22 protein-coding genes are annotated in these 26,469 nt (G+C 49.3%); all 22 read left to right on the top strand.

Annotated elements, in window-relative coordinates; all coding sequences use genetic code 11:
- Positions 1–26 precede the first annotated feature (26 nt).
- The 22 genes from PCAR_RS11810 to aroB all read left to right on the top strand — a co-directional run bounded on the left by PCAR_RS11810 (position 27) and on the right by aroB (position 26,454).
- Positions 27–1,376: a DUF1015 domain-containing protein gene (locus PCAR_RS11810; RefSeq protein ID WP_011341905.1), complete on the top strand. Its 1,350-nt coding sequence runs from the start codon at positions 27–29 to the stop codon at positions 1,374–1,376.
- 79 nt (positions 1,377–1,455) lie between these two features.
- Positions 1,456–3,618: a ribonuclease R gene (gene rnr, locus PCAR_RS11805; RefSeq protein ID WP_011341904.1), complete on the top strand. Its 2,163-nt coding sequence runs from the start codon at positions 1,456–1,458 to the stop codon at positions 3,616–3,618.
- Between the two features lie 10 nt (positions 3,619–3,628).
- A complete protein-coding gene (locus PCAR_RS11800) occupies positions 3,629–4,621 on the top strand; it encodes a bifunctional riboflavin kinase/FAD synthetase (protein WP_011341903.1) in 993 nt (330 codons plus the stop codon).
- The gene (locus PCAR_RS11795) at positions 4,618–5,469 is read left to right on the top strand and encodes a shikimate dehydrogenase (RefSeq protein ID WP_011341902.1); all 852 of its coding nucleotides are present in this window, start codon (positions 4,618–4,620) and stop codon (positions 5,467–5,469) included. The genes PCAR_RS11800 and PCAR_RS11795 overlap by 4 nt, the downstream gene beginning before the upstream one ends.
- Positions 5,470–5,581: 112 nt before the next feature.
- Entirely contained in the window at positions 5,582–7,282 is a 1,701-nt protein-coding gene (pilB, locus tag PCAR_RS11790) for a type IV-A pilus assembly ATPase PilB (RefSeq protein WP_011341901.1), read from the top strand.
- A 95-nt stretch (positions 7,283–7,377) separates the two neighbouring features.
- The gene (locus tag PCAR_RS11785; RefSeq protein ID WP_011341900.1) at positions 7,378–8,502 is read left to right on the top strand and encodes a type IV pilus twitching motility protein PilT; all 1,125 of its coding nucleotides are present in this window, start codon (positions 7,378–7,380) and stop codon (positions 8,500–8,502) included.
- 125 nt (positions 8,503–8,627) lie between these two features.
- Complete coding sequence (locus PCAR_RS11780; protein WP_011341899.1) at positions 8,628–9,845, top strand: type II secretion system F family protein; 1,218 nt, start codon at positions 8,628–8,630, stop codon at positions 9,843–9,845.
- A gap of 86 nt (positions 9,846–9,931) precedes the next feature.
- On the top strand, positions 9,932–11,524 hold the full coding sequence (locus PCAR_RS11775) for a two-component system sensor histidine kinase NtrB (RefSeq protein ID WP_158447424.1): 1,593 nt from the start codon (positions 9,932–9,934) through the stop codon (positions 11,522–11,524).
- Positions 11,525–11,652: 128 nt separating this feature from the next.
- Positions 11,653–13,074 (top strand): sigma-54-dependent transcriptional regulator, encoded by a 1,422-nt coding sequence (locus PCAR_RS11770; protein ID WP_041531366.1) that lies wholly within the window; start codon positions 11,653–11,655, stop codon positions 13,072–13,074.
- A gap of 238 nt (positions 13,075–13,312) precedes the next feature.
- Positions 13,313–13,903, top strand: coding sequence for a type IV pilin protein (locus PCAR_RS19135; RefSeq protein ID WP_011341896.1), 591 nt, complete (start codon positions 13,313–13,315; stop codon positions 13,901–13,903).
- Positions 13,904–14,080: 177 nt separating this feature from the next.
- Entirely contained in the window at positions 14,081–14,638 is a 558-nt protein-coding gene (locus PCAR_RS17930; RefSeq protein WP_011341895.1) for a type IV pilin protein, read from the top strand.
- A 27-nt stretch (positions 14,639–14,665) separates the two neighbouring features.
- On the top strand, positions 14,666–15,409 hold the full coding sequence (locus PCAR_RS11755) for an ABC transporter ATP-binding protein (RefSeq protein ID WP_011341894.1): 744 nt from the start codon (positions 14,666–14,668) through the stop codon (positions 15,407–15,409).
- Positions 15,406–16,218 carry an ABC transporter permease gene (locus tag PCAR_RS11750; protein WP_011341893.1) on the top strand — a complete coding sequence of 271 codons (813 nt, stop codon included), beginning with the start codon at positions 15,406–15,408 and terminating at the stop codon, positions 16,216–16,218. The genes PCAR_RS11755 and PCAR_RS11750 overlap by 4 nt, the downstream gene beginning before the upstream one ends.
- Complete coding sequence (locus PCAR_RS11745) at positions 16,215–17,078, top strand: hypothetical protein (protein ID WP_011341892.1); 864 nt, start codon at positions 16,215–16,217, stop codon at positions 17,076–17,078. The genes PCAR_RS11750 and PCAR_RS11745 overlap by 4 nt, the downstream gene beginning before the upstream one ends.
- A gap of 61 nt (positions 17,079–17,139) precedes the next feature.
- A complete protein-coding gene (locus tag PCAR_RS11740; RefSeq protein WP_011341891.1) occupies positions 17,140–17,919 on the top strand; it encodes a prepilin peptidase in 780 nt (259 codons plus the stop codon).
- 634 nt (positions 17,920–18,553) lie between these two features.
- Positions 18,554–19,660, top strand: a complete 1,107-nt coding sequence (gene pilM / locus PCAR_RS11735; RefSeq protein ID WP_245523288.1) for a type IV pilus assembly protein PilM — start codon at positions 18,554–18,556, stop codon at positions 19,658–19,660.
- Positions 19,657–20,235, top strand: a complete 579-nt coding sequence (locus PCAR_RS11730; protein WP_011341889.1) for a PilN domain-containing protein — start codon at positions 19,657–19,659, stop codon at positions 20,233–20,235. Before pilM ends, PCAR_RS11730 begins: the two co-directional genes overlap by 4 nt.
- Positions 20,232–20,843 (top strand): type 4a pilus biogenesis protein PilO, encoded by a 612-nt coding sequence (locus tag PCAR_RS11725; RefSeq protein WP_011341888.1) that lies wholly within the window; start codon positions 20,232–20,234, stop codon positions 20,841–20,843. The genes PCAR_RS11730 and PCAR_RS11725 overlap by 4 nt, the downstream gene beginning before the upstream one ends.
- Positions 20,843–21,376: a pilus assembly protein PilP gene (locus tag PCAR_RS17925; protein WP_011341887.1), complete on the top strand. Its 534-nt coding sequence runs from the start codon at positions 20,843–20,845 to the stop codon at positions 21,374–21,376. Before PCAR_RS11725 ends, PCAR_RS17925 begins: the two co-directional genes overlap by 1 nt.
- A 1-nt stretch (position 21,377) precedes the next feature.
- Positions 21,378–24,002, top strand: a complete 2,625-nt coding sequence (gene pilQ, locus PCAR_RS11715; RefSeq protein WP_011341886.1) for a type IV pilus secretin PilQ — start codon at positions 21,378–21,380, stop codon at positions 24,000–24,002.
- Positions 24,003–24,094: 92 nt separating this feature from the next.
- Complete coding sequence (gene aroC / locus PCAR_RS11710) at positions 24,095–25,258, top strand: chorismate synthase (protein ID WP_011341885.1); 1,164 nt, start codon at positions 24,095–24,097, stop codon at positions 25,256–25,258.
- 107 nt (positions 25,259–25,365) lie between these two features.
- Positions 25,366–26,454 (top strand): 3-dehydroquinate synthase, encoded by a 1,089-nt coding sequence (gene aroB / locus PCAR_RS11705; protein WP_011341884.1) that lies wholly within the window; start codon positions 25,366–25,368, stop codon positions 26,452–26,454.
- Positions 26,455–26,469: the final 15 nt, after the last annotated feature.

The following is a 26,469-nucleotide window of genomic DNA, read 5'->3' as shown; positions in this document are numbered from 1 at the left end:
AACCAACCGCAAGGGAGTCTCGACGTATGGCAAAGATCGCTCCGTTCAGGGCCGTTCGCTATAATCTTGAGAAAATCCAGGATCCTACCCGCGTTACGGCACCACCGTATGATGTCATTTCTTCGCAGTTGCAGGAGGAGTTGTATCAGCGCAGTCCGTTTAACCTGGTTCGCCTTATTTTGGGCAAAATCGAAGAGGGCGATAACGAGGGCTGTAACCGTTATGTGCGTGCGGCAGGTTTGTTTCGGCAGTGGATGACGGACGATATTCTCGTCAGGGATATGCAGCCATCCATTTATCTCTACGATGAGGAATATCAGGCCGAGGGATTGGGGGCGGTGGTGCGCAAAGGATTCATGGCTCTGGCGCGCCTGGAGGATTTTGCAACCGGCATGGTCAAACCCCATGAAAAAACCCTCTCTGGCCCCAAGGCTGATCGGTTGCAGTTGACCAAAGCCTGCGAAGCCAACTTCAGCCCCATTTTCGGTCTGTATTCCGATCCATGTTGCGTGCAGGAGGCCCTGACCTGGGAATTGAAAAAGCGGACTCCCGATCTTGAAGTCACCGATGACGACGGGGTCATACACCGTTTATGGCAAGTGACTGACGACACCGTTATTCAAAAGGTCTGCGAATTACTGGAAAACAAACCTGTATTTATTGCCGATGGTCACCATCGTTACGAGACCGCTTTGAATTACCGCGATTTCAGGCGGGGACAGTGCGACGATTTCAGCGGCAAGGAACTGTTTAATTACGTTTTGATGTACTTTGCCAACATGGAAGACCAGGGGATGTTGATCTTTCCCACGCATCGCCTGGTGTATGGATTGCAATCTTTCAGGTTGGAACCGTTTCTTTCCGAATTAAGCGATTATTTTGAGGTCGAGGCTCACTCCATGGATCCGAATGATGCCGAATCCAGGCGCGAGGTGCGTAACATCCTTCAGAAAAAAGGGGAGGCCCGACCCTCTGTGGGGCTTTTTGCGGGCGGACGGACTACATACTTTCTAACCCTCAAGGATGAACACTGCATGGACGCTTTTTTTGATGAAAAGGCTTCCAAGGCACTGCGCACTCTCGATGTGTCGATACTGCACCGCCTGGTCTTGGAAAAGATGCTTCATATAACCCCGGAAGCCCAGGAACAGCAGACCAACCTTAAATACATTAAAAATTTTGACGAGCCGTTCTCTCTGGTACAATCGGGACAGTATCAAATGGCGTTCCTGATGAACTCCACACGAATGACCCAGGTCCGGGATGTGGCCAATGCCGGCGAAAAAATGCCGCAGAAATCGACTTATTTTTATCCCAAGCTGCTCAGTGGTCTGGTGATAAATCAGATTGCTCGTGACGAGATGGTTGAGGATTGAGTCGATTGACGAAAGGGGCGGGGCGTAGCAGGGAAACTCTGCTGCTTCTTTTTTTGTAGAAGATAAAGGTTTTTAGGTTATGAATCTGACGCCCGATGATCTCTTGAAACTATTGAGTCAAAACCGGGGGAAGCCACTATCCGGACGGCAGATCGTTTCACAATTCCAGCTTTCGCGAGATCAGCGTCAGCATGCGTTGCGCATGCTGGATTCCCTGGCCGATGAGGGATTGGTGCGGCGGGTTAGAAAAGGACTCTTTTCTTTGCCCAGGTCGAGCGAAATGGTTGTCGGCAAAGTGTCGGTGCACCGGCAGGGGTATGGCTTTGTCATTCCCGAAGCTGCCGGTCAAGCCGATGTGTTTATACCGGCCAGGTATATGCGGGAAGTCATGGATGGGGATCGTGTCGCCGTTCGTGTCCAGCGTTCTTCCCGAGGCGGATACGAGGGGCGAGTTCTTCGGGTACTGTCCCGGGCCCATCAAACGATCGTTGGCACGTATCGTCCCGGACATGGATACGGCATGGTGTTGCCCAGCGATCCAGCGCTTTCCCATGGCATAATGCTTTTGTCCCCGGCGCCAGGCGATGCTCATGCCGGGGATCTTGTTGTTGTGTCCATTGCACAGTACCCTGGCCGTCGGGAGCCCCCCCGGGGTGTCATGGTTGAGGTGCTTGGAGATCCTGCCGATCCTCAAGTAGAAATCCTGGCTGCTGCCTATAAATTCAATCTCCCCCGCGAGTTTTCCACCGCAACCCTGGAGCAGGCACGATCCATCGCCCCGGTGGTTAGGGAGGAAGACCTCGCCGGTCGCGAGGATCTGCGCAGCACGCTGTTCGTGACCATCGACGGAGAGACCGCGAAGGATTTTGATGATGCGGTGGCCGTCAGCCGGGAACCCGGTGGTTGCATGCGGCTGTGGGTGGCTATCGCCGATGTCGGTCACTACGTTGCACCTGACAGTCCTATTGACCGGGATGCCAAAGAGCGCGGAACGAGTGTTTATTTCCCCGGCAGTTGTTTGCCGATGCTGCCCGAGGCGCTGAGTAACGGCATCTGTTCGCTGAATCCCGGCGTTGACCGCCTGGTACTGACTGCCGAGATGCTTTTTGATAAACAGGGAGTCATGCTGGAAAGCCGCTTTTTTCATGCGGTCATATGCAGCAAGGCACGGTTGACGTATCGTGAGGTGGCCGATGTGTTGGCCGCGGGGGCAATTCATAACCCCGCTTTGTCGGATCCGCTGATTTCCCAGCTGCATCATATGTCCGAACTCGCCTCACGATTGCAGGCCATGCGTTTTCGCCGGGGCAGCCTCGACTTTGATTTGCCGGAGCCGGAAATCGTTCTCGATCTCCAGGGGCGGCCCGATCAGATCTTGCGTGCCGAACGTACGGTGGCTCATCGTTTGATCGAAGAGTTCATGTTGGCCGCCAATGAAGCTGTGGCCAAGTTTTTGTCGGATAGAAATATCCCTCTGCTTTACCGGATACATGAATCTCCGGAAGTGGAGAAACTTTTCGCTTTTCAGACGTTTCTTGCCCATTTGAACATTGGCCTGGTGGTGACTGACGATTCCGTATCGCCGACCGTGTTGCAGGGAGTGCTTGAAACGGTTCGTGATCGTCCCGAAGAACGCATGGTCAACCAGTTTTTGCTGCGAAGCATGAAGCAGGCGCGTTACAGTTCCGATAATCTCGGACATTTCGGCCTTGCTTCCGACTGCTACTGCCACTTTACGTCACCTATCCGGCGTTATCCCGACCTGGTTGTGCATCGTATTTTGAGCAGGGCACTGTCGACTTCAAAGAGATCCTCTGCAACGGTCAACCTTGAAGAACTTGGTGACCTTACCTCTCAAAAAGAGCGGCGCGCCATGGAAGCTGAACGGGACATCGTAGCACTTAGACGGTGCCAGTTCATGGCCGATAAAGTTGGACAGGTCTTCGATGCGTGCGTGGCCGATGTACAGCCTTTCGGGATATTTGTTGAACTCAAGGATGTTTTTGTCGAAGGTCTGGTGCATGTTGCCACCTTGACTGACGATTATTATGAATTTGACGAGGAGTTGCATCGTCTGGTAGGTCAGCGACGCCGAAAAATTTTTCGTATCGGCGAGGTGGTGACGGTACAACTTGTGAAAGTAAACCTGGAGCGCAGAGAGCTCGATTTTGAACTGCAAGGGATGCGGACCGATATGGCATCAGCCACTGCCGGTCGCCGGCGCAGTAAAAAGAAGTGTTGAATCCAAAACCATGAAAATTATCCGAGATCTGCAAGATTTGGAAACCCCCATCGATAAAGCTGTGGTCACCATCGGTAATTTTGATGGCATTCATTTGGGGCATCGTGAAATTTTCAGACGCATTGTCACGCGTAGTCGCGAAATCGGAGGCACATCTGTGGTCTACACATTTGTGCCTCATCCGTTAAAGGTCTTGGCACCGGAGCGCGCACCGGAACTGATCAACACCTATCCCGAAAAAGAAGTGTTGATCGAGGCCTCGTGTATAGATGTGCTGATTTGCGCACCCTTTAGCCGTGATTTGGCCGAACTTCCGGCGCATCGTTTTGTCCGCGAGGTCCTGGTGGAAAAAATCGGGGTTAGCCATCTTGTCGTTGGTTACGATTATCTTTTCGGCAAGGATCGGTCCGGCGACATCGAGTTGCTCCGTCGCATGGGTGAGCACCTCGGTTTTTCCGTTGAGGTTCTGGATCCCATTGCCACAGGAGATACGGTCTACAGCTCAACCCGGGTCAGGGAACTGGTTCGCCGGGGTGAAATGCGCGATGTGGTTCAGGTCCTCGGCCGGCATTACACTTTTGAGGGTAGGGTCGTGCACGGTTTCGGGCGCGGATCGAAGCTGGGTTTTCCCACGGCCAACCTCAAAACCGACAAGGAATTAATGCCCTGTCCCGGTGTTTATGCCGTCAAGGTGAAGCGGGGCGGCGTGCTGATCGACGGGGTGTTGAATCTTGGCCAGAATCCCACGTTTTGCGCGGCCGGTTCTTTTATTGAGGTCCATCTCCTCGATTTCGAAGGGGATCTCTACGGGGAAAAGCTGCGCGTGTATTTCGTCGAAAGATTGCGCGATGAAAAATGTTTCGATGGCCCGGAGTCGTTGATGGATGCCATTCGGGAAGATATCCGCAGGGCGCGGGCATTACTGCCCTGTGAAAAAATCGTTAAATATTGGGAATATCTCGATTGTGGAACACCAGTGGATAGAGAAGGACAGGATCTATGATTTTACGCGGCACCACGCAGGTTTTCGGTATTTTCGGTCATCCGGTCGAACATTCCTTGTCTCCGATTATGCAGAACGCCGCTTTTCAGGCGCTTGGCATGAATGCCGTTTATGTGCCTTTTCCCGTTGCACCGGAAAAGCTTGCCGATGCAGTGGATGGAGTGCGTGCGCTGGGGATTCGGGGGGTGAATGTCACGATTCCCCATAAAGAGAAAATCATTGAGTTTCTCGATGAGCTCGATCGAAAAGCGCGCATGATCGGGGCGGTGAATACCGTCGTCAATAAGGATGGCTATTTGATCGGTTATAATACGGACGAGACCGGTCTCATAAAGTCGCTGGCCAGGGATCTGGATTTTTGTCCCAAGGGGAGGCGCATTCTGATGCTCGGCGCCGGCGGCGCCGGTCGCGCCGCGTTGGTGGCCCTGGCGGAAATGGGAGCCCGCTGGATTGGTATCGTCAATCGTACCCGGGAAAAAGCCGAAGATCTTGCACGGTCTTTTCGAGACAGCTTTCCGGGAACGATTTTTGCTGTGGTAGGCCTGGATGAAACGGAACTGGCGGAGGTCTGCCCATCCGTCGACCTGGTTCTCAACAGCTCGGCCGTTGGCATGAAGGGGGAGGTCTTTACGCAAATACCATGGTCGCGGCTCAATCGTAGTGCCGTTGTCTATGATATCGTGTACCGGACCCCGGTAACCCCTCTGGTGACCACGGCTCGCGAATATGGATATCGGGCGGCAGACGGTTTGGGTATGCTCATTGCTCAAGGGGAAGATGCTTTCCGCATCTGGACCGGACAGGATCCCCCTGAAGGCGCCATGCAGCGGGCGCTTGGTCTGCCATGAAAAGTTTTTTGGTTTCTTGACTTCTTCTTAATGTTTGGCTAGTCTGTAGCGCTATTAATGATAATATGTTTGAACTTACACCTGCTTATTTCATTGTCCAGAGGGATTTCTTATGACAAGTAACCGACTCGGCGAATTGCTGGTTCGCAATGATTTGATAAGTGCCGAGCAATTGAACCAGGCTTTGGAGGATCAAAAGCTGAACGGCGGGCGCCTCGGCACCTGCCTGGTGCGCCTCGGTTTTGTCAAGGAAGAGGAACTTTCCGCATTTCTGTCCAAACAGTACGGTGTCCCGTCCATCAATCTCAACGATTTCGAAATAGATCCCGACGTCATTCGTCACGTACCTGCCGAAATCTCCCAGAAATATCAGATTGTTCCCGTCAACCGGGCGGGTTCCACGCTGATCGTGGCCATGAACGATCCGTCCAATCTGTTTGCGATTGACGATCTCAAGTTCATGACCGGGTTCAATATCGAGGTGGTGGTCGCCACCGAGTCGGCGATCAAGGCGGCGATCGATAAATATTACGACCAGAGTGCCACCTTCGCCGATGTTATGGAAGATCTCGAAGATATAGATCTCGAGGTTGTCGACGAGGAAGATGACGTTGATGTTAATGCTCTGGAAAAGGCCACGGAGGACGCGCCAGTTGTCAAGCTGGTCAACCTTATCCTGACCGACGCCATCAAGAAAAAAGCCTCCGATATTCATATCGAGCCCTATGAAAAGTCGTTCCGGGTCCGTTACCGTATCGACGGTGTGCTCTATGAGGCGATGAAGCCGCCCATGAAACTCAAGGCGGCCATAACATCCCGTATCAAGATCATGGCGGAACTGGATATTGCCGAACGTCGCTTGCCGCAGGATGGTCGTATCAAGATCAAACTGCCCGGCGGCAAGGACATGGACTACCGGGTCAGTTGTCTGCCGACCCTGTTCGGTGAAAAGATCGTCTGCCGGTTGCTCGATAAATCCAACCTGCAGCTCGATATGACCAAGCTGGGGTATGATCCGCAGCCGCTGCAGTGGTTCAAGGAGGCCATTCATAAGCCTTTCGGCATGGTTCTGGTTACCGGGCCGACCGGTTCGGGCAAAACCGTATCGCTTTATTCGGCGCTTGCGGAACTGAACGATACCTCCCTCAACATCTCAACCGCCGAGGACCCGGTCGAATTCAACTTTGCCGGTATCAACCAGGTGCATATGCACGAGGAGATCGGCCTCAACTTCGCCGCGGCGTTGCGCTCTTTTTTGCGGCAGGATCCCGATATCATCATGATTGGCGAGATCCGCGATTTTGAAACCGCCGAGATCGGCATCAAGGCGGCATTGACGGGTCACATGGTGTTATCGACCCTGCATACCAACGATGCCCCCAGCACCATCAGCCGTATGCTCAACATGGGGATCGAACCCTTCCTGGTAGCATCGGCGGTCAACCTGATTACCGCACAGCGCCTGGGGCGGCGCGTCTGTAAAGAATGCAAAGAGGTTGAGGAAATCCCCAAACAGGCCTTGATCGATGCGGGTGTGTCTCCGGAAGCCGTGGACGAGTATGTCTGCTACCGCGGTGCCGGATGCGATGTCTGCAATAATACCGGTTACAAAGGGCGTGTCGGCATTTATCAGATCATGCCCATGTTCGAGGAAATCCGCGAACTGGTTCTGGCTGGGGCCAATACCTCCGAAATCAAACGCGAATCGATGCGTCTCGGGGTTAACACCATGCGTCAATCCGCGTTGATCAAGCTTAAGGAAGGCGTTACATCTTTCGAGGAAGTTTTACGCTGCACCGTATCGGATGATTAATGGTCCGGGTGGTCAACCTTGGCAGTCTCTCTCGGCTTTTTGCCGCGGGAACAGGTTTGTGCCAGTTATGTTTGTAAGTGAGGAGTTGTTAAGTCATGCAGGAACCGGAACAGCAGGTTAAACTCGGAATTCGTGAGCTTCTGTTTAAAATGGTTGAGATGGGGGCCTCCGACCTTCATATCACTACCGGAGCTCCTCCTCAGGTCAGAGTCGATGGTCAGGTTACCGGGCTGAAGCATCCTCCTTTGCAGCCGGCCGAAACCAAGCAACTCTGTTACAGCATTTTGACCGATGCGCAAAAACGCAAGTTCGAAGAGGAGAACGAACTCGATCTTTCCTTTGGCGTCAAGGGCCTGGCGCGTTTTCGCGGCAATATCTTTCTACAGCGCGGGGCCTTGGCCGGTGCCTTCCGGATGATTCCGTACAAGTTTCGCAGTTTTGAGGAACTTGGACTGCCGCCGGTCGTCAAGGATATTTCGCGCAAACCTCGTGGCTTGATCCTGGTCACCGGCCCGACCGGCAGCGGCAAGTCCACCACCCTGGCATCCATTATCGACGCCATCAACATGGAACGTCACGACCACATCATTACCATCGAAGATCCGATCGAATATATTCACCCACATAAGAACTGCCTGGTAAACCAGCGCGAGGTCGGGTCCGATACGCACTCCTTTAAAAAGGCCCTGAAATATATTCTGCGCCAGGATCCGGATGTGGTGTTGCTCGGCGAGTTGCGCGATCTCGAGACCATCGAGGCAGCTTTGACCATTGCCGAAACCGGGCATCTTTGTTTTGCCACGCTGCATACCAATTCCTGTGTACAGACCATCAACCGTATCGTTGACGTTTTTCCCACCAATCAACAGGCCCAGGTCCGCACCCAGCTGTCCTTTGTGCTCGAAGGGGTTTTGTCGCAGAACCTGTTGCCCCGATCCGGAGGCCAGGGGCGTGTGCTGTGCCTTGAGGTCATGATACCTAATGCGGCCATCCGGGCGCTGATTCGCGACGACAAGATCCACCAGATCTATTCCCAGATGCAGATGGGTCAGGAACGTTACGGTATGCAGACCATGAATCAATCGTTGTTCATGCTCGCCTATCGTAAAATGATTTCGGTGGATACCGCTTTGACGCGCTCCCCGGAGCCGGATGAACTCAAGCAGATGCTGGCCAATCCCAATGCCATTTTGAAGCGGCAGCTTCATGTCGGTCAGTAGTGGGCGGGGAAGGCTCACCTGGATCGGTCGGGAATAACGGTTGTAAGGATTTTGATTTTCAAATTAGATTAACTCGACAAGCTGCATGTTTGAATAGGCAGCGCTTTTATATATGGAGGTGACGTGTGGCCAAGTTTGCGTGGGAAGGCAAGACTCGCGGCGGAGATGTCCAAAAAGGTGAGATGGATGCACCCAATGAGGCAGCTGTCGGCGCACAGCTACGTCGTCAGGGCATCATGCCCTCCAAAATAAAAGAGCGCGGTAAGGGCCTCGATGTCGAGATAAAAATTCCGGGTATGGGGGGGAAGGTAACCACCAAGGACCTGGTTGTTTTTACACGGCAGTTCGCCACCATGATCGATGCAGGCCTGGCATTGGTTCAGTGTCTTGATATTCTGGGTCGGCAGCAAGAAAATCAAGTGTTAAAAAAGGTATTGGTAGAAGTTAAAGAGGGGGTAGAGTCCGGCTCCACTTTTGCCGATGCTTTAAGCAAACATCCCAAGATCTTTGACGAGCTGTTTGTTAACCTGGTGGCCGCCGGTGAAGTTGGCGGTATTTTGGATACCATCCTCAACCGATTGGCTGCTTATCTCGAAAAAGCCCATAAGCTTAAGAAAAAAGTTAAGGGCGCTATGACCTATCCTGCTACGGTTGTTGGTATTGCCGTCATTGTTATTGGGGTTATTCTTGTTTTCGTTATTCCTGCCTTTGAAAAAATGTTTGCCGATTTCGGTGGCGTGTTGCCATTGCCGACCCGTATCGTTATTGCCATAAGTAATTTTATTCAAAGTTGGATTTTTGCCATTATAGGCGGAGTGCTATTGACTAGCTTCCTTTTTAAACGCTTTTATGCGACCCCCAAGGGCCGAACCCTTGTCGATGCTTATGCGCTGAAATTGCCTGTGTTTGGCGTTTTGATCCGTAAAGTGGCCGTGGCCAAATTCTCTCGTACTTTGGGGACCATGATTTCCAGCGGTGTGCCGATTCTCGATGGACTTGATATTGTGGCTAAAACTGCTGGCAACAAAACGGTGGAAAATGCTGTGTATAAAGTCAGACAAAGTATAAGCGAGGGTAAAACAATCGCTGAACCATTAGAAAAAACAGGGGTTTTTCCTCCTATGGTATGCCAAATGATAGGGGTTGGTGAACAGTCTGGCTCTATCGATGGCATGTTGAATAAAATTGCTGATTTTTATGATGACGAGGTTGATGAAGCGGTTGGAAATCTTACTGCCATGATGGAGCCGATGCTCATGTTGTTTCTCGGTACGACAGTCGGTGGTCTGGTTATCGCCATGTATCTGCCGATCTTCAAGATTGCCGGAACCGTTGGTGGTTGATGTCCCTCCACCTTTTTGATTCATCAACCTGTATGGATAGTCAACGGTTGACTCCACGGTTGATGCGCTGGTTCTTTGGACTGCGCATGCTGGTTATCAGCCTGTTTCTCTGCGGTTCAATTTTATTTCAGATTCGCGGTGACTCAGGGGCTCAGTGGATTGTGCTCCGATATTTATATTTGCTCGTTGCTGTATCCTATCTTCAGGCGATGGTTTCATTGGTTCTGGTGAAATATGTCGGGCCTCTGAGATGGTTGGCCCAGAGTCAGGTTGTCTGGGACCTGGTCTTTGCCACATTTTTAATTTATCTTACCGGTGGTATTGCAAGTATCTTTTCGTCATTTTATATCCTGGTTATTTTGACCAGTGTCCTGCTTTTGTCCCGCAGGGATGTAATTCTAGTAGCCTCCGCTGCTGCCATTCTTTATGGTAGTCTGATAAACTTTCAATATTATCGACAGCTTCCACAGCTTCTTGGTGTTGTTTTTCCGACAGATGTCGGTGGGGCCGAAACACTTTATACGCTATTTATCAATATTGTCGCGTTTTTGGTTGTCGGTATCCTCGGAGGTATTCTGGTTGGGCGTTTGCTTCACAGCGAGGATGTGCGGCAACAGATCACCATCGACTATGAGGAACTAGAGCGGCTCAACCGTGCAATACTGGAGAACTTGACCAGTGGATTGGTGATCGTGGATCGCCAATTGCGCATTCGGTCACTAAATGCTGCCGCACAAGAGATGCTCGGTGGCTGTTTTAATGAATTGTACAATGCCACAATTTCCCGTTTTTTCCCGGACCAGATGTTCGTTCAAGAGGGACAATTCCAGGTGGTTTCCCGAGGGGAAGGCTGGCTTGTCGACCGGCATGATTGTCGCCGTCCCATCGGTTACAATACATCCATATTGACCGATCCGGATCGGCAGGTTGACGGGTTGCTGGTTACCTTTCAGGATTTGACGGATCTTAAGGAAATGGAAGAGCGGTTGAAGCGCAGTGACCGTTTGGCGGCCGTTGGTCAACTGGCAGCCGGGTTGGCACATGAAATTCGCAACCCCCTGGCTTCGATAAGCGGCTCCGTTCAACTACTCAAAGAAAATATTGCTCTTGGGGAAGAAGATCGTAGCCTGATGAATATAGTGGTTAAGGAAGCGGACCGCCTCAATGGCCTGTTAAGGGAATTTTTGTTGTTCGCACGCCCTTCGCCTCCGGAAAAGCAATGGTTTAGGGCCGAGGAGTTTGTCTCTGAGCTCGCTAATTTATGTTCGGCAGATAAACGCTTTAACAATATCGATATTCAAAGGCATTGTTCTCCGGATGATGAACTGTTAGGTGACAGAGGACAGTTGCGCCAGGCTCTGTGGAACCTCCTGATTAATGCAGCTGAGGCCATGCCTGATGGAGGTCGTTTGATATTCGATTTTCTTCCGAATCCTCCGAGATTGGTGGTTAGTGATACTGGGCCCGGAATTCCTGAATATCTTCGACAGAAAATATACGATCCATTTTTTACTACTAAGGACCATGGCACCGGCCTGGGATTAGCAACGGTACATAATATTGTCGAAGCGCATGGGGGGACTCTTGAGCTTCAAGGTAGCCAACAGGGCGGGGCCTCATTTGTTGTTTGTCTGCCGGTTGATGAGGCTGATGTTCATGCGGATAGGGCTTCCTGCTGATTTTAGTTGGCCGCCTTTAAACACGGAATATGGTTTTCGATCGAATATTATGTTAACCGGGAGTGGCATCCTTGTCATGTCGCGGGGAAGAACAAAAAAGGATAGTTATTCCATTGAAAAAGTCGGCTATGGAAAATAGACAGGAAAATCAGCATCGCATTCTCGTAGTTGATGATGAAGAGAGTATGCGAGAATTCCTATGCATTCTCCTGAAGAGGGACGGATATCTTGTTGATGCTGTAAGTGATGGTCAACAGGCAGTTGCATGCCTTAAAGAGCAAAACTACGACCTTATTATCAGTGACATTAAAATGCCGAGGTTGGATGGGTTTGGATTGTTGGATCATGTTAAGGAACGATTTGCAAGTACGGCCATGATTATGATCACGGCATTTTCAACCGCGGAGCAGGCTGTCGATGCCATGAAAAAGGGCGCGTACGATTATATAACCAAACCTTTTAAAAACGAAGAAATTCGTCTGGTGGTTGAAAATGCCCTGGAGCGTATGGATTTGCGCCGGGAAAACCTGCAACTCAAAAAAGAACTGGGCCAGCGTTTCTCCTTTGCTAATATTATCGGCAAAAGCAAAGTCATGCAGGGGGTTTATGACCTGATTGAAAAGGTATCCGCGAGTAAGGTCAACGTTCTTATTACCGGAGAGAGCGGTACCGGCAAGGAATTGGTCGCTCGCGCGATTCACTACAATAGCGATAGGCACGATCGGCCTTTTGTAGCCATATATTGCGGGGCCATTCCAGAAAACTTATTGGAGAGTGAACTTTTTGGTCATGAAAAAGGCGCCTTTACCGGTGCGGTGCAACAGAAGCAAGGCTTGTTCGAAGTGGCAGACGGGGGGACTCTGTTTCTTGATGAAATCGCCGAATTGCCTCCTATGATGCAGGTGAAATTGCTGCGGGTTATTCAGGAACATGAATTTCGCAAGGTTGGCGGCACCCGGGATCTCAAAGTCGACGTACGCCTGGTGGCGGCTACCAATAAAGACCTGGCGCAGGCGGTAACCGAAGACCAATTTCGAGAAGATCTGTATTACCGGCTCAACGTTATTCAGGTTGGATTGCCCCCATTGCGGGACCGCCGGGAAGATATTCCTCTGCTGGTTAGTCATTTTCTGCAAAAGTTAACCCCCGGTTTTAGTACAACGATTCCTGACGGCGTGATGCGGCGATTTCTCGATTATCACTGGCCGGGCAATATACGCGAACTTGAAAATACCGTGGAGCGTTGTGTCGTTCTTGGCGGCAAGGGAGAAATCACCGAGGATAGTCTGCCGCCCCATATGCTTTGTATAAGCGGGACAGGAGATCAGCAACTTACGGAGTTGCCGGAGGAGGGGCTTGATCTCGATGATTATTTAGGGGCTATTGAAAAGGATATCCTCCTCAAGGCTCTGGATCGGACTGGCGGGGTGCGCAAGCGGGCCGCCGAACTTCTCCATATCACCTTCCGCTCCATACGCTATCGTTTGGCAAAATTCGGGATTGAGGCCGAAGGTGGGGACGAACGATCTGGGCTCGGGTGTGACAAATAATGTCAGTTTTCGTTGACGTGTATTGTTCCTAATGTCGTCGAGGAGAGAACCCGAACTTTGGTGTTGCAGCACATGGAGTAAAATAAGGTAATAAAAAACAGTAAGTTGAGTGAAAGTGTTTTGTTTGCCCGGATTTGGCATGTCCAATGCACATACAGAATGTGACTTTGCGAGGCAACCCATAACCGGAAATCGAATGGTCGATTCCGATAATTTAACCACGAAAAGGAGATAAACTATGTTGAAAGAACTTCGTAAGAACGAAAAGGGTTTCACTCTCATCGAACTGTTGATCGTTGTTGCGATCATCGGTATCTTGGCCGCCATTGCCATTCCCCAGTTTGCCGCCTATCGTCAGCGCGCCTTCAACTCCGCCGCCCTGACCGATATTAACAATCTGCAGAAATCCGAAGCTGCTTTCTTTACCGATTGGCAGGTGTTCGGTCACTCTGCCGCTGCAGCAGCAGGTGCTGCGCCTAATGCTGCTACCGCCGCTAACGCCGGTGCCATCGTTACCGGTCCCGATAACGGTGTCGCCGGTAACGTGATCTGGGTCACCGGTAATGCCCAGTCTTTGCAGGCCGGCTTGAGCAACAATGTTGATATGATCGCCCACACCAATGCCGGCGGTGATTCTTTTAACGCCGCTACCAAGCATGTTCAGGGATCCCGTTCCTACGCCGTTGACGCCGATCTGACCGCTACCTACATGGCGGAGGCTACCGTCGGAAACAATCTGGTTGCCGGTGACATTATCAATCCCGTTGCCCAGAATGACGATTTTAATGGTCAAAACAATAATGATGGTAATCCCTTCACCATGATGTAATGATCTTCAGAAATCCTGAAGATCATCTGAAAGTCCCTGTCGTAAGGCGGGGACTTTTTTTATAGTAGTTATATTTTGAATTACAATACAATTTTAGGACATCAGGATATTTAAGGGGTGGTCTTAGGCTTGAATAATGAGGGCTTTTCTGATAAAAATCAGAATTCGGGAGGCGCTATGTCGATGATGTGTGTCAGCTCAAAGAATAACAAAATTGGTGGTTTCTCCCTTATTGAACTGGTCATCGTTGTTTTTATCCTCTCTGTTTTGGCAGCGGTTGCTATTCCCAAGTATCGGGAACTTGTGGCCCGTGCCGATAACGGTGCAGCTCTTGCGGATCTCGGACAACACTGCAAACTCGAAGCGGCTTTTATGGGAGACTTTTCACAGTATGGAAGAACCAACAATGCTGCTGCTGCTGCTGCTCATGGAGTCGGGGCGATTTTAATCGGTCCGGCGGACAATACCATGGTTATTGCCTGTCCGGATGGTTATGTCCGAGTGGGGCTGAGCAGTGGCGTCCATTTTTTATCCAATACCCAGGCCGCCAACGGTTCCGGTTTCAGTGCCATTTTTAAACATGTAAGTGGAACACGGATTTATGGTGTTGATAGTGATACTTTCGGTATTTTTCAGATCCCCGGCGTCTCGGGGCAGACCTTGCTGGCATCGGGGGCCAACGTAGCGTCAACTGCTGGTGATGATTTCAGTGCTGCAGGATGGCAGCATTTTTAGCAAAAGTACCCGGTACGGAGAGTTGGAATGGTTATTGTTGATGGGGTATGTAAGACTTTTCGGGAGGGGCTGCGTGGCCGGAAAGTTCAAGCGTTACAGGGCGTAAGTGTCAGTGTACACCAAGGTGAAGTTTTCGGATTCCTCGGACTTAATGGAGCCGGGAAATCCACCACGATTAAAGTGCTGTTAAATCTGATTCGCCCGGATGTCGGTAAGGCTACGATTCTCGGCCGGGATGTCCGGGATCCTTCGGTTAGAAACCGTGTCGGGTTCCTGCCCGAAAATCCATATTTTTACGATTATTTGACCGGCGAAGAATTGCTCTGGTTCGGAGGTCGGGCTTCGGGGGTAGCAAAGAAGGTTCTCAAAAAGCGTATTCCTCTGTTGATGGAGCAGGTCGGGTTGACTGATGCCGGAAAACGGCATTTACGCACTTATTCCAAAGGTATGGTGCAACGCGCAGGCTTGGCTCTTGCCATTGTGCATGATCCCGATGTGGTCATTCTTGACGAGCCAATGAGCGGTTTAGATCCCCTGGGACGAAAAATGGTCGGGGATATGATCCTCAGTCTGAGAGGGGAGGGTAAGACGGTGTTCTTTTCCTCCCACATCCTTAATGACATCGAAAGATTCTGTGATCGCATTGGTATCATTGCCAAAGGGCGTTTACGTCTTACGGGCAAGTTGTCGGAACTTGTTTCGTCCGAGGATACTCTTGAGAGACTTTTTTTGCGCTCTGTTTCTGCAGAGGACGGAGGGCAGATATCATGAAGTCACTTGTACCGTTGATGGTTATCACCTTTAAGGAAGGCATCCGGAACCGCGCTATCTTTGGTATTTTTTTGTTGGCGCTTTCTTTGTTTGCAGCCAATTTTTTGATATGTGGCATGATTATGCAGGAAGTTGGGAAAGTTGCTGTTGATGTTGCCTTGTCAGCGGTTTCCTTTTCCGGGCTTTTATTGGTCTTGTTTGTCGGTATCAATCTTTTGGCGAAAGACCTTGATCGTCGGACCATTTATATGGTCCTGGCGAGGCCAATCTCCAGGGCGCAATACATTTGGGGTAAGTTTTTAGGAATGGCCTTGCTGATCATTGTATCGGTATCCTTTTTGGGAGGAGGGGCTTTGCTTTCCATCGCTTCGGTGAAGTGGGCTTATCCAAGTTATTTTTCGAGGTTCGCCTGGGGTGGTATTTTGTGGGCGCTTGCACTCATTGCTCTTATGCTTATTTTGTTGTCTGCGCTGAGTTTTCTCTTTGCCTCCTTTGCTTCCAGTTCTTTTGTTACCTTGATATTGACGGTTATTAGTTATTTCATTGGCCATGGCGTTGCAGCTATTAAAGTCCTAGTTGAAGCACCGCAGACGGTCGGAATAGAAGTGTCTGCAACCACCGTGCGATTGGTGGAGACGGCTTATTATCTTTTTCCTAATTTATCCGTGTTCGATATCAAGATACAGGCTGCCCATAATCTTCCGCTTTCTCTGATGTACATGTTTTGGATCGTGGTTTATGGGATAATATACTCGGGATTAGCTGTAACGGTAGCCGGGTTTATTTTTTCACGCAGGGAGTTTCCGTGAAGCGCACATTCCTGTTTCTGGTCGTTGTCGCAGCTCTGGGTTACGGCCATGTTTATTCTTTAGCTAATGTCTCTCGGGCTCATTCAGACCTGCCGGTGCCATTGGATCAAGGTTATGTTTTGCCGGGAAACATGCTCAGGGTTTTTGCGGTTGAGTATCGTGGGATCGTGGCAGATTTGTGTTTTTTAAAGGGTTTAGTGGCGTACGGACGAACCCTGGAGGGAGTATCTTCGGATCGTTCCATAGAGTTAGAATGGCAGCGTGTATATAATCTGCTTGACGTGGCAACAGATCTCGATCCTTATTTTTTCGATCCGTACTATTTTGCCAATTCAGCTCTGGCTCGCAATCCTTCGATGGTTCCGATTATCAACGATCTTCTTGTTAAAGGAATGGATGCCCGAGATTGGGATTGGATGATTCCTTTTTATTTAGGGTTTAATTATTTTTACTATTTGAATGATGATTATAGTGCCGTTCAGTATTTGATGGTTGGTGCTAAGCGCCCCGGGGCTCTTTCCTTGCTGGCGACACTTGCGAGCCGGCTTGCATATCGTGGGCACAGGACTGAAAATGCCATTCTTTTTCTGCGTGGCATTATCGTCAAGACCAAAGATAAACAAACGCTTGAACTTTATAAAACCCGACTTGAGGCCCTTGAACAAATCCTTTATCTCGAGAGGGCTGTTGCATATTTCCGTCAAAAACACGAAAGAGAGCCGATGGACCTGAATGAATTGATTCTTCTGGGGGTCATTCCGAAGTTACCGGATGATCCCTACGGCGGGGAGTTTTTTCTGGCGGAAGACGGGTTGATAAAATCTACGAGCGACCTGACCTACAAAAAGGGTAAATATTGATTTTCCCTTTTTGTGGTGAACGAAATGAGTACATTGTCGACGATTTGGGGGGGGTGTAAACATGGATTCTTATTCGGTTGGTGCGGTGGTTTTCCTTTTTGGAACCGTAATCGGGTCTTTTCTCAATGTTTGTATTTATCGGGTTCCTCATGGATTGTCCGTGATTTCACCTTCCTCCCATTGTCCTCAATGCAAGACGCCTATTCGTTGGTATCAAAACATTCCGATTTTCGGTTATTTATTTTTGCGTGGGCGTTGTGCCTCCTGCGGGGTCGGTATTTCCATACGTTATCCCATGGTTGAGGTTTTAACAGGTGTCTTGTTTGCTTTGGTGTGGCATGACCTCAGCGGTCTATTTGTGATCCCTGTCTATTGGTTGTTTGTTGCCTCCATGGTGACGATCTCCTTTATTGACTTGGATCATAAAATTATTCCGGATGTTATCAGCTTGCCGGGGATCGTTCTCGGATTCCTTCTATCTTTCGCCGTTCCTTGGTTAACCTGGCAGGATTCCATTTTGGGTATACTCTTAGGTGGAGGGAGTCTCTATCTCGTTGCGAAGGTTTACTATTGGATGACTCACGTCGAGGGAATGGGTGGCGGAGATGTTAAGTTGCTTGCCATGATCGGTGCCTTTCTTGGATGGAAAGCAATTCTGCCTGTCATTTTTCTGGGTTCGTTATCCGGAGCCTTGGTGGGGGTTCCCCTTATGTTATATAAACGGGCCGGTGGAAAACTAGCGATTCCGTTTGGACCATTTTTGGCTACTGGAGCCGTTATTTACCTGCTTTTGGGGGAACAGCTCATCCAATGGTACATTTCTTTTGCCTTTCCTGAATAACCCACGGGGGCGTCTTCCGGGGTGTTTATCTGTTGAACCGCTGTTTTTAATAACCGATTCTCTTCGATGGATTTTTGTTCTTTCCCCGTTCAGGTTTTTAGATCTGTTGGTAGGTTGCCACCCGCCTCTATTTTAATTCAATTTTAAGCCTTTATGCCATGGTGTGATCCGAGAAAAGGGCTTGTGATTGTCAGTGTTGAATAAGGGTGTTTGATTTCTGATAACGGTGACTTTTAGGAAACGCCCTTGTTCTTTGTGCCGATATATGGTGTTGACTGTTTCTTTTCTTTATCATGTGGTGTGCTTTTCCTTGAATTACGTAAAGATTAATTGAGTTGTTGACACATGAATTTATAATTCTATAATATTGTTTAACTTTTCCTGAGGGGGACCTGATAGATGCGCTGTTGAGGCATCAATCCGTTCCACGTTTGTTGGATATTTAATGGCCTTGTTTTATTTGGTGACATGACAAATGCTATTATGCCGGCAGGTTTCAGTGGTGCATATGGTGGTCATGCCGCCTCGTCAGGGTAAGATTCTGCATGCCATGGTTTCTGAGTATTTAGGTGGTTGTGGTATGCAAGTTGCATGATTGCTTGTTTGTCATTTTGTGGCAACAGGTGTCGGTTGAATGATTGCCTTGTTCTCAATTTATCACGATCGGGGATGTCGAATGTTTTTCGGACTGTTTGGAGCGAGCGAGGATGTCGTCGGTATCGATATCGGTACCAGGTCTATCAAGCTGGTTCAATTGAAGCAGGTGAAGGGTAAATATCAGTTGGTAAATTTGGGGATTGCCCAATTGCCAACCAGTGCCATAGTTGACCATGCAATCATGGATTTGGCAGCCGTGGCTGAATGTGTTCGGAGCCTGGTGGAAAGCCAATCGGTCCAGACAAAAAATGTCGCAACTTCCGTTTCCGGACATTCTGTTATTATCCGAAATATTTTTTTGCCGACGATGAGCGATGATGAGGTTGAAGTCTCCATTGAATGGGAAGCGGAACAGTATATACCTTTTGAGCTTTCTGATGTTAATCTCGATTTTCAAATTCTCGGGCCTGATCCAAAAGATCCATCTCAGATAAAAGTACTGCTTGTTGCAGCCAAAAAAGATTTTATAGATGAATTTCTTTCCGTGTTTAACGAATGTGGATTGAATCCGGTCGTTATGGATATTGATTGTTTCGCCCTCGAGAACGTCTTTCAGGCAAACTATGAGCAGGAGGAGGCTGTTGTCGGACTGATAGATGTTGGATCCAGTTCGATGAATATAAATGTTTTGCACGAAGGTCTTTCCGTTTTTACTCGTGATATACAAGTAGGCGGAAATATGTTCAATGATGAAATCCAAAAAAGACTGGGCCTCAATAGTGAAGAAGCCGAGTTGGTTAAACTCGGTGGAACCATAGAGGAGGTTCAACCCGATGTGGTTGCCGAAATTGTATCCGATTCCATGGAGCAACTAGTGCAAGAGATTCAACGTTCCATTGACTTTTTCGCGGCAACTTCTTCCGATAAGCAGGTTGAAAAGGTCTATCTTTCTGGCGGGGTTGTGAAGACCTCCGGATTGGTCGATGCATTGCAGAAACAGCTGGGGATTCCCGTTGAAATTATGAATCCTTTGCGGAATGTGTCCATAGATGGTGATAAGTTTGATATGGAGTATGTAGAGTCGGTGTTGCCTTTCCTGGCTATCGGTACCGGACTTGCGATGAGGAGGCTTGGCGATAAATGATACGTATTAATCTTTTGCCTGTCAGGGCCGCCCAGAAACGTGCCAGGTTTCAGCGGGAAATTTTCTTCTGTGTTGTTGCCGTTGTTTTTGCTTTGCTGGTGTGTTCGGCTCTTTATGTTCAATCAAGGATAAAAATTGCCGGGGAAAAGGCACTGATTGCGGAATATAATAAGGAGATCGCCAGTCTTAAATCGGTTCTCGGCGAGGTCGCCGAATTTAAAAAGAAACAGACCGAATACCAGGATAAACTGAACGTTTTGGCTGATCTTAAACGGAAAAAAAACGGGCCGATCCATTTGCTGGATGATCTAAATAGGGCCCTTCCCGACAAGTTGTGGCTTGAAAGTTTTCAGGAGGAGTCGGGTGGTGTGAAGATTAAGGGTGTTGGTGTTAGCGAAAAATCTGTGGCTGGTTTCATTACTGCACTGGAGTCCTCTCCTTATTTTCGTGATGTTGATCTTAAAGTTACTAAACAGGTTGAGCAGGATGGGGTGAAGTTACAGTCTTTTGAAATCTACTGTAAACAGGATGCGCCGCCTATTAAAGTTTCCGGGAAGGAAGGTTCAAAGATATGAATCCTAAACTGGACAAGGTTCTTAGCCTTCCGAATTATCAAAAACTTCTTTTGCTGTTGCTGGTCTGTTCTGTTATTTTTGGCCTTTTTTGGCTCGTTGTTTATCAACCGATGGGGAAAGAGCTCGATAGATTGCAAAGGCAAAAAGGAGGGTTAGAGCGGAAGCTTGCCGAGGACAGGCGAATTGCCGATAATTTGCCGAAATTTCGTGCGGAATACGAAAAACTAGAAAAACAGCTTGAGGTAGCCCTTAGGGAGTTGCCCAACAAAAAAGAGATATCTTCGCTTCTGGTCGGAATTTCTTCTCTTGCTAAAAATACCGGTTTGGAGGTCGTCGAATTTAAGCCCTCCGCTCCGGTTCCTCAGGGGTTTTATGCTCAGGTACCTGTCTCTTTAAGATTAAAAGGATCATTCCATGAGATTGCTATGTTTTCATACCATGTCGGAAACATGACTCGCATAGTCAATCTCAGTAATCTCAGGATGGGAAATGCCAAGGTCGAAGATGGTAGAAATTTATTGAGTGTTGAATGTAAGGCGACGACCTTTCAGTTTATCGACACTCCTGTCGATAAGGCCAAAACGGGAAAAAGGAAGGGTAGAAAATAATGATTTGCCGATCATTGTTACTGTCGATTACGCTCGGCATGATTGTTTTGATGGTTTCCGCCTGTGGAAACGATGAAAAGGCCTCAGTGCCGGTTCCTCCTCGGCAAAAAGTTAAAGTTGCCCCGCGTCCTTCGTCGGCAGATGTAAAAGCCGTTGAAGACGAGCAAAAGGCTCCCGCGGGTTATGTTTATGACCCTGCCGGGTTGCGTGACCCTTTTCAAGCTCTGGTTATGATAAGGAAGCCCGTCTTGGATGATGGGCAGCCCTTGACGCCACTTCAGAAATTTGACCTTTCTCAATTCCGACTGAGCGCCATAGTTGTCGGTAAGGAAGAGCCGATGGCTATGGTTACCGCCCCTGGCGGTAAGGCATATGTTCTAAAAAGAGGTGTAAAGATCGGGAAGAATGGAGGCGTTGTGACCAAGATTTCTCCCGACCTTGTGCATGTGGAAGAAAAATATTATGACTTTACCGGTAAATTATCTAAGACGAGTCTTGAACTTGGGTTTATTAAAAAGGCAGGAGATAACTGATATGCGATGTGTGCCGTTTTTAAATGAAGGAAGACGCGTGTTTACCGGTTTGCTTTTGGTTGTCTGGGCGGTTTTTCTGCCGGCATTTGTATTTGCAGAACCGGGCGGAATCGATTCAAACAGGATCGTTTCGGTGGTTCATGACCAAGGTGGGGTGTTGATTTCTACCTCCGGGGCCGTTGGTGATGCTTATTCTGTGTATGATGCATTGGATCCTCTGCGTATTGTCGTAGATATATCCGGTGTGGGGGTCGATGGTCTTGATCCTGAAATTCAGGTTTTCGATGGTGTCGTTGAACAAATCAAGCTTTCTGAGTTTCAGTTGTCTTCCGGTCAGTTGGGGCGGGTGGAAATTTTTTTAACAAAGCCCATGACGTCTGAAGTTGTTTCGACCGAAAATGGAATCAGAGTCGGTTTGAAAGCGAATGCCTCTGGACTTGCCGGGACCAGTGAGGCTGATGTTGCTGTAACGACTCGGTCTTATGAGGAATCGATTCAACAGTCTTCTGTCTCTATGGACGATGCCAAGATTATCGGTAGCGTTCAGGTTGAAACCGGGAAAACAACCGTGATTGCCGATGGTCTTATCGGGAAGGTGAAACATTTTGCCCTTGTCGATCCTGCAAGGCTCGTTGTTGATGTTTATGGTGTAAAAGCCGGTTTTGATGACAAAAGTTTCGGGTTGAATTCGGGCCTTAAAAAAATGAGGGTTGGTGCTTATCCGGATAAATTACGGTTTGTTTATGATGCCGCGGATTCAGGTTTGCCTGCCTATTCCGTTGATAAAGCCGGCAATACTATGACCGTAGCATGGGGAGGCGTTGCCGTTTCAGGAAAACCTGTTCCTGATGCGGTGGCTGCACCTGCTCCGCTGATGGCGACATCCGCGAAAAAGTCCATGTCTGATAAGGTCAGTGTAACTTCCGTCGATTTTCGCGTTGAGGGTCATAAATCTATACTTTCAATAGGCCTTTCCTCTCCTGGAGATATTGTACAGCCGCTCAGCACAGGTAATATCATCCAGTTTGGTATTAAAAGAGCTTCTATCGGTCAGCAGCATCGCCGTACGATTGATCCGTCGGTTTTTCCGACCTCTGTGCGGCTTATAACCCCTTACACTATCAGGAAAAACGGGGGTGATGAAGTACGCTTTGCGGTCGAAATGAAGGAGATGCAGACTTATGAATTGCGTCAGGAAAAAGATGCCCTGCTTTTTATTGTAGATAACGGACATTTTGTCGAGGGGCTGCCTTCAGGGATTCAGCATGAGGTGGTTCCCGTAAATGTGCCTGCCGTATCCGGACAGGGGCTTTTCCCCGGAAATGATATGCCGGAAAATGGAAAGGATGGTATAAAGCCGGATGGTAACGTGCCCCTGCAAATGGATGCTGATACGATTACAATTCAACGTAAAAAAGAATATGTTGGCCAAAAAATATCCCTGGTTTTTGATGATGCTGATATTCGGAATATTCTCCAACTTATCGGTGAAGTCAGTGATTTAAATATTATCGTTGGAGACGATGTTAAGGGAAATATGACGTTGCGTCTCATCGATGTTCCGTGGGACCAGGCCTTGGACCTCGTGCTTGAAATTCGGGAACTCGGCAAGTTACAGGAAGGGAATGTGCTGAGGATTCTTCCTCTCGCTAAAATCAGGCAGATGCAGCAGGAACAGTTTGCTGCTGCCCGCGCCAAGGAGAAACTTGAAGATCTCGTTACCGATTTGATTCCGGTGAGTTACACTGATGTTGAGGGGCTTGTTGAAGCCTGTAAAAAGCGCTTGTCGGATCGGGGCAAAGTTATTGGTGATGTTCGGGATAAAAAGCTGATTGTTACTGATATCCCTTCCGTTGTTGCCGATATTAAGCAATTGGTTCGGCTTTTGGATACACCGGTGCGTCAGGTTTTGATTGAAGCACGTATCGTTGAGGCGAGTGCAACGTTTTCGCGTGACCTCGGGGTTAATTGGGGTATTAGTTATCAACATAATCCTGGCAGCGATGTCGAAGGCAATGACGCAAGTATCGGTATGGGGGGGACCTTGGTAGGTATTCCCGTTTCACCGGGCGAAGTTTCCTCTGGTATCGTCAGTGGATTGACATTTGGACAGGTTGGAGTGGACAAAACAGTTCTTGACTTAAGGCTCGCCGCATTAGAACAGTCTGGACACGGTCGGATTGTTTCAACTCCAAGAGTGTCTACGCTCAATGGTGAAGAGGCTGAGGTTGCTCAGGGTACTGAGATCCCTTATTTGTCTGTTAGCGACGACGGAACCAAAACAGAATTCAAGAAAGCGGAGTTGAGTCTTAAGGTTACGCCTGAAATAAATCCGGATGGTAGTGTCATACTTGAAATTGAGGCTAAAAATGACTCTAGGGGGGCTAATACAGGATTGTCTGAAGCACCCGCTATAGATACCAAACGTGCAACAACAAAGGTTTTGGTTAAAGATGGCGAAACGACCGTCATCGGTGGTATTTTTATCCAGGATAAATCTGAAAGTGACTCCGGCGTTCCTTGGTTGATGAATGTCCCCATTTTGGGCCACTTGTTTAAATCCAAGTCGGTCAGCGAAGAGCGGCGTGAGTTGCTGGTGTTCATCACCCCGCGCATTTTGGACTAGCCAAACGATCCTGATTTCGCTATTCTCTACATCTTGAAAAACTAAAGGACAGGTGTTTTGCCTGTCCTTTTTTATGCTGACAGGATGGATAAATGAACAGGTTGCGTTATTTGACTGCCGGGGAATCTCATGGCCCTTCTTTGACGGCTATTATCGAGGGGATGCCGGCGAATTTGGAATTGAATGAAGGGGATATCAACCGGGACCTTGCTCGCCGCCAGTTGGGGTATGGTCGCGGTGGGCGGATGCTCATCGAGAAGGATAAGGTAAACTTTACCTCAGGTGTGCGTTGGGGCAAGACGTTGGGGTCCCCCATTACCCTTTCCATTCAGAATCGGGATTGGGAAAACTGGGGTAAAAAAATGTCACCCGTGGCCGAGGATTTTGTTGAGGGGATGGCCATTACGCATCCGCGACCCGGCCATGCCGATCTTACCGGAGTGATTAAATATCGGCAGGACGATGCACGCAATATCCTGGAACGCTCCAGTGCGCGGGAGACCGCTGCCAGGGTTGCCGTGGGGGCTCTCTGTAAAAAATTTCTCGCCGATCTTGGTATGTCCGTTCTGGGTTATGTCTCTGAGCTCGGCGGGGTTTGCGCCGATGCTTCTCTGGAAGATTACCACGAACGATTTGCCCTGAGTGAGGAATCCCCTTGCCGGACCTTCGATGCCGAGGCGGAACAGCGCATGATTAAAGCTATCGACCGGGCCAAGGAAGACGGCGATTCCCTGGGAGGTGTTGTCGAGGTGGCAGTCCTGGGGGCGCCGGTAGGGCTTGGAAGCTATGTGCAGTGGGACCGTCGACTGGACGGGCGCTTGGCCTATGCCATGATGAGCATTCAGGCTTTCAAGGGCGTCGAAATCGGTCTCGGATTCGAAGCCGGACGCCGTCCCGGTTCTCAGGTGCATGATGAAATATTTCATCAGGGCGATGAGTTTGTACGGAAAACCAACCGGGCAGGTGGTCTTGAAGGCGGCATGACCAACGGCGCTCCCATTATCGTTCGGGGAGCCATGAAGCCGATTCCCACCTTGTATCAGCCGTTGCAGACCGTTGATTTTCGCACTAAAGACGCCTTCGCTGCCGTGGTGGAGAGGTCGGATGTGTGTGCTGTTCCGGCTGCCGCTGTTGTCGCGGAGGCCGTTGTCGCTATCGAAATGGCCCAGGCTATGCTGGAGAAGTTTGGCGGAGATGCCATGGAGGAGGTTAAACAGAATCTCCAGGCTTACGGCGAATATGTCCAGCGCTTTTAAAATACCTTTGCATCGGCATGGATGATCTGTTTCCGCGAGGCCCACGAAGAAACTCTCTTTAAAGTTTGTCCGTAGGTTGCTCCAGGCGATTTTATGGAGTTTTTACAATGAAATTAAAAAGAATGGTTGTCGGGCTTGGTGAACGCAGTTATCCCATCTGGATTGGCGGGGGAATATTTTCGCGACTTCCTGAAGCTTTGCAGGAAGTGAACTTCCCTAAAAAAATCGCCGTAGTTTCCAACCCTCTGGTGCAATCCCTGTATGGGCAAGCGCTGGCCGATGCTTTGCAATCCAGCGGTTATGATCACCACTTCATCAGCATTCCGGATGGCGAGGAACACAAGAACTGGACAACCCTGCAGACGATTTACGATGGGCTGATCGCCAAGGGGTTTGATCGCCATTGCGGTCTCATTGCCCTGGGTGGCGGGGTTACGGGAGATATGGGCGGTTTCGCCGCAGCTACCTTTTTGCGCGGGATCCCATATATCCAGGTGCCGACCACGTTGCTGGCTCAGGTTGACAGCTCTGTAGGCGGAAAGACTGCCATTAATCATCCTCAAGGTAAAAACCTTATCGGAGCCTTTTATCAGCCGCGGCATGTTCATATCGATGTCGATACCCTGCAAAGTCTCGATGCGCGTGAGTTTGCCACAGGGATGGCTGAAGTTATAAAATACGGCATCATCAAGGACAAGGCCTTTTTCGATTGGCTCTACACGCACCGTGAAGCTTTGCAAAGGCGGGATACCGAAGCCCTGATTAGCGCTGTAAAGAGAGCTTGCCAAATTAAAGCTAATATTGTAGAAGTTGACGAAAAAGAACAGGCTTTACGGGCTATTCTGAATTTCGGTCATACCTTCGGACATGCCATCGAAAACTTGTCTGGATACCAGACATACCGGCACGGTGAAGCCGTCGCCATCGGAATGATGGTCGCAGCGCACGTTTCCCGGCGCATGGATTTATGCACCGCAGATGAAGTGGGAGCTATAGAGCGGCTTTTACAGGTTTTCGATCTCCCCGTTACCCCTCCGGATTATTCTCTTGAAGCCTACCTTGAGGCCATGCAAAGGGATAAAAAGGTTCAACAAGGTAAACTGCGGTTGGTTCTGAACAAAGGAATAGGCGATTGTCTGGTGCAGGAAATCGACGCTCCGGCTATGTTGTTTGCCGAGGCTTTGAAACAGTTTTAACAACGTAATCAGGTG

It is taken from the genome of Syntrophotalea carbinolica DSM 2380 (assembly GCF_000012885.1).
Lineage (GTDB): Bacteria > Desulfobacterota > Desulfuromonadia > Desulfuromonadales > Syntrophotaleaceae > Syntrophotalea > Syntrophotalea carbinolica.
Note: the sequence above shows the minus strand (reverse complement) of the source record. Positions and strands in the feature narration are given on the sequence as shown.